The 16,310-nt window shown below is 50.6% G+C and carries 12 protein-coding genes and 3 pseudogenes; all 15 read right to left on the reverse strand.

Translation table 11 applies throughout. The features are described 5' to 3' along the window. Positions 1-111: 111 nt before the first annotated feature. Positions 112-816, reverse strand: coding sequence for a VanZ family protein (locus GXM22_RS06455; RefSeq protein WP_022621592.1), 705 nt, complete (start codon positions 814-816; stop codon positions 112-114). Between the two features lie 196 nt (positions 817-1,012). After that, positions 1,013-1,741, reverse strand: a complete 729-nt coding sequence (locus tag GXM22_RS06465; protein ID WP_035394374.1) for a DUF4366 domain-containing protein — start codon at positions 1,739-1,741, stop codon at positions 1,013-1,015. Then, a complete protein-coding gene (locus tag GXM22_RS06470) occupies positions 1,731-2,000 on the reverse strand; it encodes a DUF4315 family protein (RefSeq protein ID WP_005933780.1) in 270 nt (89 codons plus the stop codon). Before GXM22_RS06470 ends, GXM22_RS06465 begins: the two co-directional genes overlap by 11 nt. Before the next feature lie 31 nt (positions 2,001-2,031). Next, positions 2,032-3,975: a CHAP domain-containing protein gene (locus GXM22_RS06475; protein ID WP_370569191.1), complete on the reverse strand. Its 1,944-nt coding sequence runs from the start codon at positions 3,973-3,975 to the stop codon at positions 2,032-2,034. After that, on the reverse strand, positions 3,972-6,401 hold the full coding sequence (locus GXM22_RS06480) for a VirB4-like conjugal transfer ATPase, CD1110 family (RefSeq protein ID WP_035394372.1): 2,430 nt from the start codon (positions 6,399-6,401) through the stop codon (positions 3,972-3,974). Before GXM22_RS06480 ends, GXM22_RS06475 begins: the two co-directional genes overlap by 4 nt. After that, positions 6,349-6,753: a PrgI family protein gene (locus GXM22_RS06485; RefSeq protein ID WP_035394369.1), complete on the reverse strand. Its 405-nt coding sequence runs from the start codon at positions 6,751-6,753 to the stop codon at positions 6,349-6,351. Before GXM22_RS06485 ends, GXM22_RS06480 begins: the two co-directional genes overlap by 53 nt. A 21-nt stretch (positions 6,754-6,774) precedes the next feature. Beyond that, positions 6,775-7,047: pseudogene (locus GXM22_RS06490) on the reverse strand (VirB6/TrbL-like conjugal transfer protein, CD1112 family); the annotation flags it as partial. 105 nt (positions 7,048-7,152) lie between these two features. Further along, positions 7,153-8,985 (reverse strand): reverse transcriptase/maturase family protein, encoded by a 1,833-nt coding sequence (locus GXM22_RS06495; protein WP_005933772.1) that lies wholly within the window; start codon positions 8,983-8,985, stop codon positions 7,153-7,155. Positions 8,986-9,638: 653 nt separating this feature from the next. After that, a pseudogene (locus GXM22_RS06500) lies at positions 9,639-10,232 on the reverse strand (VirB6/TrbL-like conjugal transfer protein, CD1112 family); the annotation flags it as partial. 18 nt (positions 10,233-10,250) lie between these two features. Continuing rightward, positions 10,251-10,334 (reverse strand): annotated as a pseudogene (locus GXM22_RS06505) (Maff2 family mobile element protein); the annotation flags it as partial. 91 nt (positions 10,335-10,425) lie between these two features. Then, on the reverse strand, positions 10,426-12,090 hold the full coding sequence (locus tag GXM22_RS06510) for a recombinase family protein (RefSeq protein ID WP_005933761.1): 1,665 nt from the start codon (positions 12,088-12,090) through the stop codon (positions 10,426-10,428). Positions 12,091-12,095: 5 nt separating this feature from the next. Further along, positions 12,096-12,293 (reverse strand): hypothetical protein, encoded by a 198-nt coding sequence (locus GXM22_RS06515; protein ID WP_005933759.1) that lies wholly within the window; start codon positions 12,291-12,293, stop codon positions 12,096-12,098. A 253-nt stretch (positions 12,294-12,546) separates the two neighbouring features. Then, complete coding sequence (locus GXM22_RS06520) at positions 12,547-13,845, reverse strand: virulence-associated E family protein (protein WP_005933757.1); 1,299 nt, start codon at positions 13,843-13,845, stop codon at positions 12,547-12,549. A gap of 13 nt (positions 13,846-13,858) precedes the next feature. Further along, positions 13,859-14,503 (reverse strand): CHC2 zinc finger domain-containing protein, encoded by a 645-nt coding sequence (locus GXM22_RS06525; RefSeq protein WP_005933755.1) that lies wholly within the window; start codon positions 14,501-14,503, stop codon positions 13,859-13,861. A gap of 70 nt (positions 14,504-14,573) precedes the next feature. Then, a complete protein-coding gene (gene mobQ / locus GXM22_RS06530) occupies positions 14,574-16,166 on the reverse strand; it encodes a MobQ family relaxase (protein ID WP_005933754.1) in 1,593 nt (530 codons plus the stop codon). Positions 16,167-16,310 lie beyond the last annotated feature (144 nt).

A 16,310-nucleotide genomic window follows, 5' to 3' on the forward strand; every position in this document is an offset into this window, starting at 1 on the left:
ATCCTCCTTTCGGGTAAAAGAAAAGAGCAACCGATTTTTCGATTGCTCCTACAAGTGATTGTATAAAATTGTGCGATATGAAATAGTAAAATGATTTGACAAAACTAAAATTTATCCAATATTGAGTAAACTATGGATTACCCAAGGTTGAACTGTAACCATGATTATAAATGTGTAAATTGCAAACAAAGGCACTTCGACCATATCATTGACATTCTCAGATTGAAATTGTTTTCTTAAATTATTAGGCAAGACTTTTGATAGCAAATAATAAACCAAATATCCTAAACAGACTCCAACTGTATTTGTAATAAGGTCATTTATATCTGTTGAACCCCAACCAAACATCTGAACAATTTCAACAGATAAAGAGAACAGAAAACCAGTTAATACAACAGTCTTTATGTGATGATATTTCTTATACAGCAACGGCAGAAAAAATCCAAAAGGAACAAATAAAACAACATTCAGTATGGTATCTATTGGTCCACTTATCATACCGAGAAACGGAATCAGAGAAATCCTCGGACGAAATGATATTGTGCTTGTATAACCAATACCTGTTACGGTCAAAATCCCGAAAAGATAATAATAGAATAAAAATACAGCAGTAATATGGAGAAGGCTTTGCTTTCTTCCTGATTTTTTAAGGTATAAGAAATACAATATAAAAACTGGAACTATAAACACATATCCACTTATTGAGCGAATAAGAATATCAGAAATGGGTAACATATTTTTATCTCCTTTGCTTACTCTAAAAATTTGTTTAACTCTATCATTTCCTATGGTTGGAACAATTATATCATATTCCATATCGAAAGTACATCTTTTTATCGTTCCGGCTGTCGTTTTGCTTCAATCTTTCTAATGCAATACCCAACACAAGGGGACTGTCCCTTGTAAGGGCAGGAAGCGCAAGCCGGGGGATAAGGAACAGGCGGAGCATTATCACGCCGCCCGTTCGGTTTCTGTATCATCATCTTTTCAAAGGGATTGTCGGTAAACAGGGTCATAGGGTTTCTTCCTCCGTTTCTTCATCTTCGGGAGTTTCCCCGGTATCTGCTTCCGGCTCGTCCTCGTCGTAGTCCTCAAATTCAAAATCTTCAAGGTCGGTATCGCCCTTTACATTCTGCTTCGGCTTTAGAAACTTAAAGTAGTAGAACGCTGCGCCGCCACCAAGCAGGGCAAAGAGGACTAAGGCAAGCACCACACCGGGATTGCCGCCTTTTCCTTTCGGTTCTTCCGGCTGCTCGGTTGGTGTTGGGGTAGGTTCTTTGCCTGTGCAGCCTGTCATACTGGTAACACATACCGGGCAGGACGTGTTTACCTTTCCGGCTTCGCATTTCTCCGTACAGTTACAGATTTCCGGCTTTTTGGCAGCTTCGCCGTTTTCGGTCAGTGCCATAAGGTCGGCTTCGTCCACTTGATTTAGGAAATGTACGGTCTGTTCGCCCTCGGCGGCGCGGTCAATGAGGATATAGAAATAGTTGCCGCCTTTGGTGGTAACAGTGATAAGCTGCTTATTGCCGCCGTAATCGTCAACCAGTGTTGCGTTTCCCTTTGGGGTAAGGGGCGGCGTTTCCTCTTTTTCCTCCACAACTACGTTGCTGTCGTTGGTCGCGTCCCCTGCGGGCGGCTCTGTGGCTGCGCCCTGTGCATAGGCAGGGACAGAAAAACCGCCCATAAGGATAAGGGCGGCACAAAGGGCAGTCATGGTCTTTTTCAGTTTATTTTTCATCTGCATTGTCCTCCTGTTCTTCGTAGTCTGCCGCTTCGGTAGCGGGTGCGGCGTTCATGCCGGGAATACCGCCGCCGGACAGCATAGCATTTAATTCCTGCGGGGTAAGTCGCATAGCGCGTACAAGCTGCACGATTTCAAGGTTTTCCGCTTCGGTTTTCTGCGCTTCCAGTCCTTTTAACTTGTTCTGATACTCTGTGATTTTCTCGCGGGTCTTTGCGATTTCCTTATTGATACGGTCGATTTTATTGTTTGCCATAGGTCATTTCTCCTTTCTTTTTGGGGCTGCTTTACCAGTTCATCAGCCCATAGCCTTTGATACATTGATAGTTAAGGTCATAGCTCTTTATCTTGCAGGCGTCGCCGGAATTGCCCTCAACGGTATAGACGCGGCTTCCGTCCCTGCCAAGCACAAGCCCCACATGGTCTGCAACACCGTCTAAATCCCAATCGAAAAAGATAGCGTCGCCCGGTGCGATATTCTCATAGCCCCGCGCGCCCCATTGTCCCCTTGACTGGAACCAAGGAACGCCCTGCCATTCGCAGCCTGCAAAGCGGGGTTCGCTTTTTCCGGCTTGATTGTAGCACCATGACACAAAGCAGGCGCACCATTCCACGCGGCTGTTAAAGCCATACCAACTCCAATAGGGATAACCGCCCACGTTTCCGACTTGCTGTTTTGCAAGCTCCATAAACTCCGGGTTTCCGGGACGTGTGCCGTTTACAAACTCCACGCCGCTTAAATCCTCGGACGGGCTGCCGTCGGGAGAGCCGCCGCCAAAAATCAACGGTTTGTTGCCCTGTGTCTGTAAGTACACTTTGAACATTTCAAACTGCTGTGGGTTCAGCAGTTCTTCCGCAAGGGAAGCAATCGGCTTGTTTGTCAGCTTCACGTTCAAGATACGGTATTCGTATTCTTCCTCGTTGCCCTCCTCGTCGGTGGTGGTGCGTATCTCGATTTCTTCCGTCAGCGTCAAGGTGTACTGTAAGCCGAACAGCCGTTTTAGCTCTGCCTGTGCGCTCTGTGGGGTGTAGCTCTGTAAAAGGGCGGTCAGATAAGACGCAAGTTCGTGTGGGTTATGCCCGATAGTGTCAAGGTCATAGCGGTATTCATCATAGCCGCTGTGGGTGGTTTCGATATTGTCAATCTCACTTTGCAGTTCGTTTTCCATTGCAGCATAGCTCTGTTCCGTTGCCACAAGGTCGCTGTCCTCGGACGTGTAGGAAGTCCCTAACACGCTGTTCATGCTGCCGGAAAACATTGCCCCACAAGAGGAAAGCCCTACTGATACCATGATGAACAGAAGCAGCGCGGCGATAGCGATTATCACGCCCGCCGGGTGTCGCCCTACAAAGGCAGCCGCTTTCTTTGCTGCTGTCTGTGACGCTCCGGCGGTTGCTTTGGCGGTGGCTGCACCGCCTTTCTTTACAGTTTTTGCATACTGGCGTTTGATTTTTTGTTTCTGCATAAACCGGGAAAAGGGATTGCTTGTAAGCTGAGGATTTTCCTGCAAGACTTTGTGATACTGGAAGTTCACATTTGCCTTGAACGCTGCCTTTTCTGCCTTTGCTGCTTCCCGGTAGGGTTTCAGCTTATGGCTGCGGTAGCCCTGTTTGAATTTCCTTGTCCCGTACCTTGCGCCGCGCTCGGCAAGTTCCTCCGATTTGTGCGCGCCCTCCGCGCCGGAATTGTCTTTCTCGACGCTGTGGATTTTGTTGTGAACAAAAATACCCGCTTCCTGCGCGGGGCGGGATAACGGGTTGCTGTGGGCTTTGCCGCCGGGTATCGGCTTTTCCTGTTCCTCAAAGTGCAGGCGGGTCTTTGCCTTTCCTGCGGCTTCGTCAAAGGTGCGCTCCTTAACCAGTTTCTTTTGCTTTGGGATAGCTGCCTTTGCTGCGTCCAGTCGGTCAGCGGCTTTTTCCGATTTTTTGATGTAAGTTTCCAGTTCCGGCGTTGCCCGTTCTTCCTCGGTAAACTGTAAGCGGGAAGTGGAAGTACGCAAAGCAGTAGCTTCCTGCTCTTTTTTGACTTCCTTTTTGTTTGCTTTTCGGGTATGTGCTGCGTCAAGATGTTCTATGACGCGTTCCGCTGCGGCACTGTCCGGCTGTGAAAAGTCGCTGTCTGCTTCCCGGCTGCTGATACGCTCGGCGGTCTGCTGTGTTTCGTTTACCTCGATAAGCCCGTCGCGGGTCATTTTCTGCGTGATTTTATCGCGTGGTTTTAACTGTTTCATAGGCTGCTCACTTCCTCCGGCTTCGTCGTCATAATGCGGTAAAGCTCGGTATCTTTCGGGAAATGGTCTACAAAGGGAAGCACCACATTCCCATAAAAGATAAGTCCCTCGCCTGCTTCGGTGTGGGTTACATACTTCATCTGCTGTGGGCTGATATTTAACTGCTTTGCAAGGATAGCCCGGTCGCCCTGTGCCTGATTGAGCATGAGGACAAAATCAGAGTTTTCAAAGATATTTTCCACCTCGCGGGAAGCAAGCAAGTCCTTAATGTTCTGCGTGATAGCTGTGGGTATGCCTCCCCATTTTCTAAAACGCTTCCAAATCTCCACACTGTAAGCGGCGGTCTGTTCCTCTTTTAAGAGCAAGTGAAATTCGTCCATATAGTAGCGGGTAGATTTCTTTTCTGCCCGGTTAATGGTAACGCGGTTCCATATCTGGTCTTGCACAATGAGCATACCTAACTTTTTGAGCTGCTTCCCAAGCTGCTTAATGTCAAAGCAGACAAGGCGGTTAGAAAGCTCCACATTCGTTCTGTGGTTGAATACGTTAAGACTGCCGGAAACATACAGCTCCAATGCCGCTGCAATGCGGGCAGCTTCCGGCTCCGGCTGTTTTAACAGCTCGTCGTAAAGGTCGCCCAAGATAGGCATTTTTGCCGGGTCGGGGTCAGCAAGGTAGTCCCGGTACACATTCCTTACGGCGCGGTCAATGACGGTCTTATCAACGGGCTGCAAGCCCTCCTTGCCGCCAATGACAAGCTCGCAGAGAGACAGGATAAAATCACTTTTCAGTGCAAGGGGGCTGTCGTCCTCGCTGTAATTAAGGTTCATATCCATAGGGTTCACATACTGGGGCTTGCCGTCCATGCCTTTCCCGGTCGGGGATAAGCGTATCACTTGCCCGCCAAGCCGCTTGACAAGGGCAAAATACTCGGCTTCCGGGTCGCAGATAAAAATATCATCGTCAGTAATGAGAAAGGCGTTTGTGATTTCCCGCTTTGCCGCAAAGGATTTTCCGCTGCCCGGTGTTCCCAAGATAAGCCCATTCGGGTTTTTAAGCTGCTTGCGGTCGCAGAGTATCATGTTGTTGCTTAAAGCGTTCAGCCCATAATACAGGGCAGACCCGGTCTGAAATAGCTCCTGCGTGATGAACGGGATAAAAATAGCGGTGCTTGATGTGGTAAGTCCCCGTTGTATCGGGATAAGGTTCTCCCCCAAAGGGATAGAGGACATCAGCCCCGCTTCCTGCTGATAGTCAAGACGGGTCAGGGCGCAGTTGTATTTCTGTGCAATGCCCGCCGCCGCGAAAATGTCATTTTCCAGTTTCCGCTTCGTGTCTGCCATGTTTACCACAAGGAACGTGAGAAGAAACATTCGCTCGTTGCGGCTCTGTAAATCCTGCAACAGGTTCTTTGCTTCATTTCCAAAGGTGGCAAGGTCGGACGGAATTATATCCATATCGTAACCGCTTCTAACCGCTTTTTTCTGTTCCTCAATCTTCATCTTGTCAAGGTCAGTGATTTTGCGCTTAATGGTCTTGATTGCTTCCGACTGGTCGATACTTTTAATGTGGAGATTGACAATAACGCCTGTTTCCAAGTCCAACATATCCGCTAAGATACGGTCGTTTAACTCCGGGGCAAGGATTTCAAGGAACGATACCGCCCCCGTCTTTTTCCCCATAGCAAAGTAGCGTCCCTCCCCGAACTTGAAAGAGGACGGGGCGATAAAGTCCTTTGTGGTAAGCCCCGTCGGGGTCAGCCAGTCATAAGAGAATGAGAACGGCTCGCCTGCCGGGTGGAATACCCCATGCAGCACCTTTAGGCGTTCATAGCCGGATAAGGGGTGCGCCGATACCCCAAGCACCTTAAAATTATTGAGTACGTCTGTTTCAATACGGGAAAGCCGCGCCCTTGCTGCCGCCGGATTGTCCGCTTCAATGGAAAATGTGATGTACTTATGCTTGACAAGCCCGTTGTTCCCTTTGGCAAGCTGCGATTTCAGCATATCGGAATACTCAGTGCGGATAGAGTTAAAATCGTCATTTTGCAGCGGGATATGGATTGCCAGCGCTGCCTGTTCCTGCTGTGAGCCTTGATTGATGAAAGAAAGCTGCACGTTCACGCTTGCGTCAAAGTAGTTGAGAAAATCGCACCAGTTTTCAAAAATGGCGGTCTTATCGTCTGCCTGTGCAAGCTGATAGTTGATGTCCTCAAAGGCAATGCTCTTTGAATATTTCCGCTGTGCCACTTTGCAGATACCGTCCGGGTACATGGCAAGGTAGGGAATGGTCTGCTGTGCGGTGTGGGCTTTGCCGTCCCCCTTTGCCTGCCGGATAACCGCCGCTATCTGTTTCTTTTCCGCGCGGGTCAGCTTACGCCTGTTTCCTGCGGCTTCCCGCGTCTTTTTTGTCTGTCCTTTTGACAATCGCTGATACCTCCTTTTCTAATGCCCGCTGTTTCTCCAAGAGTGCATACAGGTTTTCCGTCTGATACGGTCGCACTTTGGGGCGGGTCAATTTTGTCTGAATGATGTTCTTTACAACCACTTCAAGGGGCTGCCCATGCTTTTCATACATGGCAACCAAGAAGCAGGGAAGCATGACGACAATCATTGCCATTGCCGCAAGGCTCGTCCCTGCGCTGTCTTTGAACAAAAAGAAAAGTGGCAGTCCCATAAGAAGTGCCACTGAAAAACAAAGGATTTGCCGCTTTGTCAGATTGAAAGCGACTTTTGTTTTGACTTTGGATAAGTCTTTGGGTACAGGTACATACGCCAAGAAAAAACCTCCTTTCTGCCCTTAGTGGGCGTTGAATATAGATTTTGCCAGTGCGCCGGATTTGAACAGGGAGAAACAGAGGATAACGGTATAGGCTGCAAGGGAAAAAATCGCGCTGTGCAGGTTGTCCGCTAAGACCATTTCGCCTACCAAAACCGCATAAATGCCGACGCATATCATAATGAGGAAGCCTTGAAAACCAAGTGCAAACAGCCCCTTTAGGTAGTTGTTCCCAATCTGTCCCCATTCCCGGTTTGTCATGGTGGCAAAAGGGATAGGGGAAACGGAACAGTAGGGTAGGGTAAGAACCCGGCGCCTTACCATATCACTATGGCAGGTTTCCGAGAACTCCCCTCCGAACCGGACTTACACCTCTCAGCGTATCCGGCTCTCCAGATGTCAGTCTAATTTCCCCGCGTGTAACTTGTCGTGACAGTAGACGCAGAGTGCCATTGTCTTGCGCTTACGCCCAATCATGGCGATTTCCCATTGTTTTCTGCCACTTAAATCTTTGAGTTTTCGTATATGGTGTATTTCAAGCGGCACATTCTCTGCGCCACACCACTCACACCTGTTTGCTTGCAGTCTTTTTATAAGACTATTACGCCCATAATTCTCAAAAATTCTTGCTACTATATCAGGATTTCCGCTTTCTACTTTAGTGTCCCGGCGGAACCCATTATTGTAAAACAATACCTTTCCGACCTTGCCGTTTTTCTTCGGATATTCCACAACAAAATCTTTTCCTTGACGGTACTTGCGGATAATTCTGCTGATTCGTGTCCGATATTTTCCAGCAAAGGTTTTGAGCATACTGTATCTCATTACATAGTAGAAGTTATTGAGTACAGACACGTTGTTTGCAAGTCGGTAGTAGTTATACAATCCACGGATTTCTGCGTTGTATTGGTTTAGGATTTCCAAATCGTCCAAGTGCAACAGGCGAGTGCGCCGGACAGGTTCCCAAACCTCTTTGTTTCCATTTTGTTTGTCGTATTTAATCTTGAGGGCATTGTAGGAGAACAGTCGTTTTACCCACTTATCATGGGGAACATAAAGTAAGACTTTTCCATTGTTTACCCGTCTGGTAGCCCCGGTTTTGGTCTTTTTGTTGTGTTCGCCTTTGGCGATTGTGACCTCATATCCCAAGAACTTCGCAGCGTCGTGTCCATGAGTAATCAATGTCTTTTCCTCGGACATTTCCAGATGGAGTTTGTCCCGGATAAAGCAGCCTACATCTTGTTTAATCTGTTCTGCGTCCTCTTTGCTGCCGATAACTCCAATTAAGAAATCATCGGCATATCGGATATAGCAAATCCGTTTATAGCTATCGTCCATCTGGTCGCTATACGGCATAGATTTCAGACTACGCCGCAGTTCCCGGATTTCTGCAATTAAGCCCTCTTTTTCTTCCTCGCTCATTTTAGAGAGATTTCTTTTAAGCCTTTGTTCTTTCCCCCGGCAGACATCCAGCTTCTTCTTGAACGCAGGATTGATTTTACGGCGGTTTCCGCAGTTGAATTTCTCTGCATACTCTGCCATATAGCTATCCAGTTCGTTCATGTAGATGTTTGCAAGGATAGGGCTGATGATGGAGCCTTGCGGAGTGCCGGAATAAGTATTGTGATAATTCCAATCCTCCATATATCCAGCTTTCAAGAACTTCCAGAGCAGACCGATGAAATGTTCATCTGCAATCCGCTTTCGCAAAATAGCAATCAACACATGATGGTCTACGTTGTCAAAACAGCCCTTTATATCTCCCTCAACGAACCACTTTGTCCCCGTAAAATATTTCTGCACATATTTGAGTGCCGTATGACAGCTTCTGTTTATACGGAAACCGTGGGAATAGTCGCTAAAGGTTGGCTCATAAATACTCTCTAAGATGAGCCGCACCACCTCCTGTATCAGTTTATCGTCGAATGACGGTATCCCCAGAGGACGCATTTTCCCATTGGATTTCGGGATATACGTTCTCCTTGCCGGGTTAGGCTGATAACTAAAATCCCGCATCTTTTCAATGAGGGCGTTTATCCTTGCCATTCCCATTCCGTCAATGGTTTTGCCGTCTGTTCCGGCTGTCATGTTGCCTGGTTTCGCCTGTATCCGCTGATATGCCAGCAGATAGAATTGTGGATTGTACAGGTTGCGGTATAACCGCTCGTACTTGTAGCTCTTGTTACACGCCTTGGATTTTAGGCTTTCCAACACATTTTCAGGACTTCTCATAATGCCTCACGCACCTTTCCTTTTTATGAATTGGTTGACATCCTGCCTCCCTTCGCCATGTAGACGGCTTTCCCGCCCTCGGACTACTACGGAGGCTCCGTTGCCATGCCGGATATTCAGCGTCATCTTTCTTGGGTTTTTACCCCTTGAAATTTATCGCCTTGCGGCATTACGCATAGCCGGATAGTTCCGGCGTTCCGGTTTAGGCAATCTCCAGTTAGACACTTTGGGAAAAGCGTATTGTGATGTCGGTAGTGGGTTTTCGTCCTTTTCCGCTTACTGCGGCTGGCTGTCATAAGTATCGTGCGGTCTGTGTTTACCTGTCACATTCCGCTATGACATACGGCGAATACAACCATCCTGCGCCGCCGGGTCGAGTATCCCGCCTCGGACTGCCCTTAAAGCAGTTTAGCCTTGCTCCTCATTCACAATGTTGCGTCTTGCCGCTCAGTCGTGGGTAGATGGTTTTCCCAACTTGCGATTTTTCCGATACGCTATTGTCCCCCTTGTGGTTTCCCTCCGGGGTAAATCGGATGACGCTAAAGTGACGCTTTTCACGTCTTTGATACTTTTCTTTACCGGCTTGCTAAAGCCGGGTTCCCAAAATGCCCGCACACCGCCTTTGGATGAAAAGCGGCGCTTCTGGACGCGCCGTATATCTCAATCATTCTGCCGTAGAGGATAACGGTTATCAGTACGGACATGATTTTCATACAAAGGCTTATAAGGCTCGTTTCCATGACAAGTAACAGTAGTTCGGGGATTTCCATATCTTTTAGTCCCTCCTGCATGGCGGCAAGGGCTTCGGTTACGTCGATATTCGTATCGCCGCCGATTACCCCCGCCGCGCCGGACACAATATGCTGCGCCATATCAAACACCGCCATAGTAATATCAAAGGTGTGCGTTACCAAGAAAACGGCAACAAAGGCTTTGAAAAACCACTTAAAGAACATGAACGTGTCAACGTCGTGCATATTGTTTTTTTCCGTTACCATGCTGATAAGCTCATAACAGAGGACATAGGTAATGACAAGCCCCGCAATGGGTACAATCACATTTTCCGACAGATTTTGTATCATGTTGAAAATGTTCGCGTTCCACCCCTGTGGGGTCTTGCCTACCTCCGCTGCAATGGTGCCTACTTTTTCGTTTACGTCCCCGAACATAGTGGAAAGGTTGCCGTTAATGGCTCCGATAAGGATTTCCTTTATCCATTCGTTAATCGCTTCCAGTATGCTCTCCATAGGCTACCCTCCGTAAACTTATCCGAACAGACCGGAAAGAAGCGGTACAAGGATAGTGCCGATAAGGGCAACACCGCCGCCCGCCATAAGCTGTTTCATACCCAAATAGGTGTAGGAAACCGGCTCGATGGCGGGCGGCGGCGTGTCAAGAAATATCTATGGAGTTTTTTTAGAACCGCCCCGGCGGGGCAGGTCAGGCTGTGACCTGCTCCACTTCCGGGATGGGTTTGAGATTGAAATGAATTTCGATAGAAATGTGTCTTGTCTTATCGCTGTCTATGCTCTCATGGACAACGATTTCTTTAATCAGGCGGTTGAGGGTGGCGGCGTCCAGTTCCGTGATGTCGGCGTATTCCTGAATGGCTTCCACCCACTGGCGGGCGTCACACGCAAGCCGGATTTCATCGGCCAGCTTCTTCCGGCCTTCCGTGACCTTTGCTTTCAACTCGGCCTGTTCCGCCTGCGTCTTTTCCATCAGCAGATTGAAGTTCGCTTCGCTGATACGCCCGGCAACCATATCCTCATACAGCCGCAGCACCATCTTTTCCAGAACGTCAATCCGTTCCTCGTCTTTGGTAAGGGAACGCTCCAACGCTTCCCGCTGGCCTTTCTGCTCGGCTTCGCAGGTGTCGGTCAGCTTCCCGGCAACGGCTTCCCCGTCCATCAGGGCGGCTCTGGCGCACTCCCGGATTTTGTTCAGCACAAGGCTGTAAAGGGTGTCGTATTCAACCCGGTGCTGGGTACAGTGCTGCTTGCCGTAGGCGTTGTAGGTCTTACAGGAATAAATCTGTTTCGGGTGCTTGTCGTTAGTGTAGCGGATTGTCAGCGACTTCCCGCACTCGCCGCACTTGATAAGCCCCGCAAACAGGCTGATTTCCCCGGTCTGGCGGGGGCGCTGCCGGGATTTCAGCTTGCGCTGCACGATGTCAAAGGTCTTGCGGTCAACAAGCGGCTCATGCTGGTTCTCTACCACAATCCAGTCCTCCGGCTTCTTTTCCCCGATAGTGCCGATTTTGAAGCGGTATTCCTTCTTCTGGGAAGCAATAGCGCCGGTGTAGACGGGGTTCATCAGGATGTCCTTAATCACGGAGAAGTCCCACATATACCGCCCGTTGACCGGGTCTTTCTTTTCCCACTTGGTTGACACGTTCCGAAAGCCCCGCACCCGGTTCCAGTAGGTCGGGCATGGGATTTTTTCTTCTTCCAGCCTGCGCCGGATATAGTTGGGGCCGTGTCCTTCCAGCGCCCACGCAAACAGACGCCGGACAATGGGGGCCGTTTCCTCATCAATCAGCAGATGGTTTTTGTCCTCCGGGTCTTTCCGATACCCAAAGGGGGCAAGGCAGCCGGTAAACTGGCCTTTCTGCGCTTTCAGCAGATAAGAGGAATGAACCTTCTTGGAAATATCCTTGCTGTACATCTCGTTGAGGATGTTCTTGAACGGCGCAATGTCGTTGTTGTCCCGCATGGTGTCGATACCGTCATTCATGGCGATATACCGCACGCCGTTTCGGGGGAAGAAATCTTCAATCAGGAAGCCGGTCTGCAAGTAATTCCTACCCAGTCTGGACAGGTCTTTCGTGACCACAAGGTTTATCTGCCTGCGCTCGATGGCTTTCAACATCCGTTTCAGGTCGGGGCGCTCCATGTTCAGCCCCGTGTAGCCATCGTCCTGATAGACTGCAATAACCTCCCATCCCTGCTTCTCGCAGTAGGTTTCCAGCATAGCCCGCTGGTTTGCGATACTGGCGCTCTCCCCGTCAAGGTCATCGTCCTTGGAAAGCCTGCAATAGATAGCCGCCCGGAAGCTGCCTGCCAGTATTGCGTCTACGCCTGTATATTCAAATCCGTTCATCATAACCGTTACCCGCACAATCCAGACGGAACACGGTCACTCTGAACCTTGTCTTTATTATATCCTAAATCTTGCTTTTTCACAAGATATTCTTTATCATTTCTCTGGCTGTATTTCTGTGCAATCAGGCTCACGAAAACGTCCGTAGCGTCCAGTTCGCCGTCAAATACCGTTGTGACATGGATTTCAGTTTTGTTTTTTGCCATAGGCAGTTACCTCCATAAATGAAATAAGCCAGACAGGAGAGGGTCGGCAACGAAGTCCGGCAACGGGCTTCAAAAAACCTCGAAAACAATCTCTGTCTGGCGGTTGGGTTATTTATTACTTTTTCTTTTATTTTTCTGTTGCTTTGGTTGTCATAGGGGAGAAAAGCCCGCAGTTACGGGCTTTTTCCCGGCAACCGGCCCGGCAACGGGATAGCAACGGGGTCGGCAACCGGCTGTGATTTCCCCGGATTTTTCAGAAGGGAAGCTCCATCTGCTCCGTGACCTCTACAAATCCGTCCGGCGTTTTTTCACGCCCGTTGTCAGCGCCCGTTGCCGGGGCTTCCCGTTCCCAGCCCTTCTGTCTGCCGTATCCTTCAAATATCCGGGGATTGGAGAAATACTTCCATCCCGTGATACCGTGGTTCATAATGTCGTTGACTTCCCGGATTTCCCATTGTTTCGGCTCGTCAAAGGGGTGGTTCAGGGCTTCCCTGAAAAGCTGCTTGGAGCATACGGCGCTGCCGGTGTAGCGGTCAAGGTACGCCTGTATCATCCCGGCCTTGGTGTCCTCCGGCATGAAATCCCGCTGGTGTTCTTTGAGGTACTGTATCATTTCGGGGGTAAAAGACAGCTTGAAATCGCCGCTTTTGTAGGTTGTCATGGCTTCCGCCCATACCTGTTCAAGATAGGCTCTGGCAGCGGCTTCATCGTCCAAAATGTGTACCTCCGCCCGTTCGGGGTAGACCATGACCGGCAGGAAGCGCCGGTTCCCGGAACGGTCAAGGGGCAGGAAGTCCAGGGCGTTGGAAGTCCCGCCGAACACGCACTGCCGCAGCCTGTCCTCCGGGTGGGTTTCGTAGGGGATTTTATAGACCTCCTTCTGGCGGCTTAAAAACGACTTGATTTCCTCTATGCTCTTGGCGTTGGCGGTGGCAATCATCTCCGACATTTCAATTATCCAGTGGCCTTGTAGCTTGCGGTACACGTTATCATCGTCCAGCTTCCGCAAATCATCGGAAAACCACTCGTCTTTCACGGCCAGCAGCCGGAAGAAGGTGGATTTCCCGGCTCCTTGACCGCCCACCAGACAAAGCATGACCTCAAATTTACAGCCGGGGCAGAACGCCCGGTGGATAGCTCCCAGCAGGAACAGCCGCAGCGATTGGAAGGTGTAGTTGTCCGTGTCGGCTCCCAGAAAGTGCCGCAGGCAGTAGCGGATACGCTCTTTCCCGTCCCAGACAAGGCCGTTCAGGTAGTCCCGGATGGGGTGGTAGCTGTTGGCGTCTGCCGCAAGGTCGGCGGCGTCCGCTATCTTTTTCTCGCTTGTCAGGCCGTAGGTCTTTTCCAGATACAGCCGGATATATTTCATGTCCGTGTCGGTCATGGCCTTGCTGCCGGTTCTGCGTTTCCTGCCAATGGGCTTTAGAAGGTCAATGCGCTCGGTCAGGAGATTTTTCGCAACCGCCCCGGAAAGAATGGGGTCATACTGGAATACCGTCAGGCAGTTGTGGATACTGTTCCGCACGCCGCCTTTCTCGGTGCTTTCCAGCATGGCCTTGACTTCCTCAACGCTCCGGGGTGGCGGGGCTTCTTGTATGGTCTGTTCTACGGCCTGCCGCAGTTCGGGCGGCAAGGTCTGCCATTCTCCGCTCAAGGTTTCTCACTTCCTTTCCGTAGCTGACAATCAGGGCAGCCCGTTCCTCCATATCGGAGAACAGCAGCACATCCAGCAGATATTCCACATGGGATTGTTTCTGCAAGGCTTCCACGAAAAGCGGATGCCATTCCTCGTCCGGCGTCTTGGGGGCATAGTCCAACTTCCAGCGGTGCAGCAGATTGTGATAGTCGGACAGTACCCGGAAACAATGGCGCTCCATGCGCCGGAATTGCTGCTCCGGGCTTTCCTGACGGGGCTGGGGGCGGCGGCTCCTGCTTGGCGGCTCCTTATCCTCATAGGGGATGGAGAAGTCCTGCGCCAGCATGAGGGCGGCTTCCCTGGGGCTGATATTTTCCAGACGGGAAACAAAGTCAATCACATCCCCGTCTGCCTGACAGCCGAAACAATGGAAGCGCCGGTCAACCTTCATGCTGGGGTTTTTATCGTTATGGAAAGGGCAGGCGCACATCCCGTTTCTTCCTACCCGGATACCGTAATGCTCGGCGGCCTGCCGGGTGGTAACAGACTGCTTCACGGCTTCAAATACGTTCAATAGGCAAATCCTCCTGAAAATAGAAAAAGCGCCTGCCATTCTCACAAAGGAAAGGCAAGCGCCTGATTGGTTAAAGTTCCATATCCTGTTTTTGCTGGCGGCGGGGCTGCTGGCGTTTCTCTGCCTGTTCCTCCCGGATACGCTGCTCCCGGCCTTTGACCGCCTGCTGGATGGACGGTTTCTTTCCCGGCTCTGCGGTCTGGCGGTACTGCTCGGATGGCAAAACCTGATTGAGCCAGTGGCGCACATCCCGCAAAATCTTTACATCCTCCTGTACGGCAGTCAGCGCTTCCGTCTTGGAAGCGATATTCTCTGAAAGCTGTGCCTGTTCCCCGGCCAGCTTCTTTGTGCTGTACTTCGCCCCATCAAGGTGAACCTTGAAATACCGCAGGGCAGCGTTGTAGGCGTCCAGTTCCTCCTTATGGTCGGCGGCATATTTCTCCTTAGGTTTCTTCCAGCGGATAGCGGCATATTTCACATGAACCGGCTTGTTTGCTTCAAAGTTCCCGATATGGAAAAGCAGCCGGTCAATCTCTTTCACACGTTTCTCCATCGGCTTGATTTCCTCACGGATGGAAACGGCCTGTGCGCTGGCTTCATCCAGATAGGCGTCAAGGCTTTCCACGGTGGAGATCTCTTTCCGCCGCAGGAAGTCAAGGGCTTCCATAACCTTGTTGAAATCGCCGACAGTGCCTTTCAGTTTTCCCTTGGAAGTCCAGCCGGTGCGTTCCTCGCTCCGCATATCCAGATACCGGGAAAGCAGTTCGGGGATGGTCGGCTCCTTGGCCTGTTCCAGTGCTTCCAGCAGCGCCGCCTTTTTCTCTTTCAGGCCGGACAGCCAGCCCTTTAAGCTGCGTACCATCTGCCGGATAGACTGCATGAGGGAATTGGCGGCTTTGATGTCCCGGTTCAGGTTGCCGATGTTGGTCTGTATGCCTTTCCGTTCCAGATAGCTGACCGCTGGCCCCATGTGGACGGTGGGGATTTTATCTATCCCCTGACGCTCATAGGAGCGAAGGTCAAGGCGCTCCGGGCTGCCGATGGCTTCCAGATAGCGGTTCGCCGTATCAGCCCAGCCCTGCCGCCATATCTCGGCGTACTTCTGGTCGTTCCAGTCCACGGTATCCTCCTTATGGCTTTTCCATCTGCCGGACGCAAGCCGGATACGCTCGCCGTTCTCGTCAAGGTCGTAGACCTTCCGGCTTTTAGGGAGCCATTTCCCGGTTTCGTCCATCGCCCGCATGGTAAGAAGGATGTGGGCGTGGGGATTTCCGTCCCCCTTGTCATGGATGGCAAAGTCGGCAATCATGCCCTTGGAAACGAAAAACTCCAGGCAGTAGTCCCGGATAAGGTCGACGTATTGTTCCGGGGGAAGTTCCCTCGGTATGGCAAGCACGAACCTCCGGGCAAGCTGGGAGTTCCATTGTTTTTCTATGGCTTCGGCGGCGTTCCACAAGGTATTGCGGTCTGCGTACTCCGGCGGGGCGTGGGGCGGCAGCATGATTTCGGTGTGGACGATTTCGCTTTTATGGGAATAGTATTTCTGTTTCTGGTCGTATTCGGAAAACAGCCGTTCCCCGCTCTGGTAGGCGGCGGCAGCGACAGCAGACTGGCGCTTGCTGCGCTGGACGATTTTCAGGTCAAAGTGCGGGCATGGTGGCATGACGGATTGTAGCCTCCTTTCTCCCGGCGTCCGGGCAAAGAAAAAGCAGGAAACCGTTCCATGATTTCCTGCTTGGTGGTGCCGCCGGTGGGCGGCTGGTATTCAGTTTTGAAAGTTCGGGTCAGGGTGGCCCGAAGATGGAGT

The sequence above is a fragment of the Faecalibacterium duncaniae genome, assembly GCF_010509575.1.
GTDB lineage: Bacteria > Bacillota > Clostridia > Oscillospirales > Ruminococcaceae > Faecalibacterium > Faecalibacterium duncaniae.

Excerpts from the sequence above, each read along its gene's own strand:
- GXM22_RS06510 (WP_005933761.1), bottom strand. The coding sequence starts at position 12,090 with ATGATGAACGGATTTGAATATACAGGCGTAGACGCAATACTGGCAGGC.
- GXM22_RS06475 (WP_370569191.1), bottom strand. The coding sequence starts at position 3,975 with ATGAAACAGTTAAAACCACGCGATAAAATCACGCAGAAAATGACCCGC.
- GXM22_RS06470 (WP_005933780.1), bottom strand. The coding sequence starts at position 2,000 with ATGGCAAACAATAAAATCGACCGTATCAATAAGGAAATCGCAAAGACC.
- GXM22_RS06515 (WP_005933759.1), bottom strand. The coding sequence starts at position 12,293 with ATGGCAAAAAACAAAACTGAAATCCATGTCACAACGGTATTTGACGGC.
- GXM22_RS06455 (WP_022621592.1), bottom strand. The coding sequence starts at position 816 with ATGGAATATGATATAATTGTTCCAACCATAGGAAATGATAGAGTTAAA.
- GXM22_RS06520 (WP_005933757.1), bottom strand. The coding sequence starts at position 13,845 with ATGCTGGAAAGCACCGAGAAAGGCGGCGTGCGGAACAGTATCCACAAC.
- mobQ (WP_005933754.1), bottom strand. The coding sequence starts at position 16,166 with ATGCCACCATGCCCGCACTTTGACCTGAAAATCGTCCAGCGCAGCAAG.
- GXM22_RS06495 (WP_005933772.1), bottom strand. The coding sequence starts at position 8,985 with ATGAGAAGTCCTGAAAATGTGTTGGAAAGCCTAAAATCCAAGGCGTGT.
- GXM22_RS06465 (WP_035394374.1), bottom strand. The coding sequence starts at position 1,741 with ATGAAAAATAAACTGAAAAAGACCATGACTGCCCTTTGTGCCGCCCTT.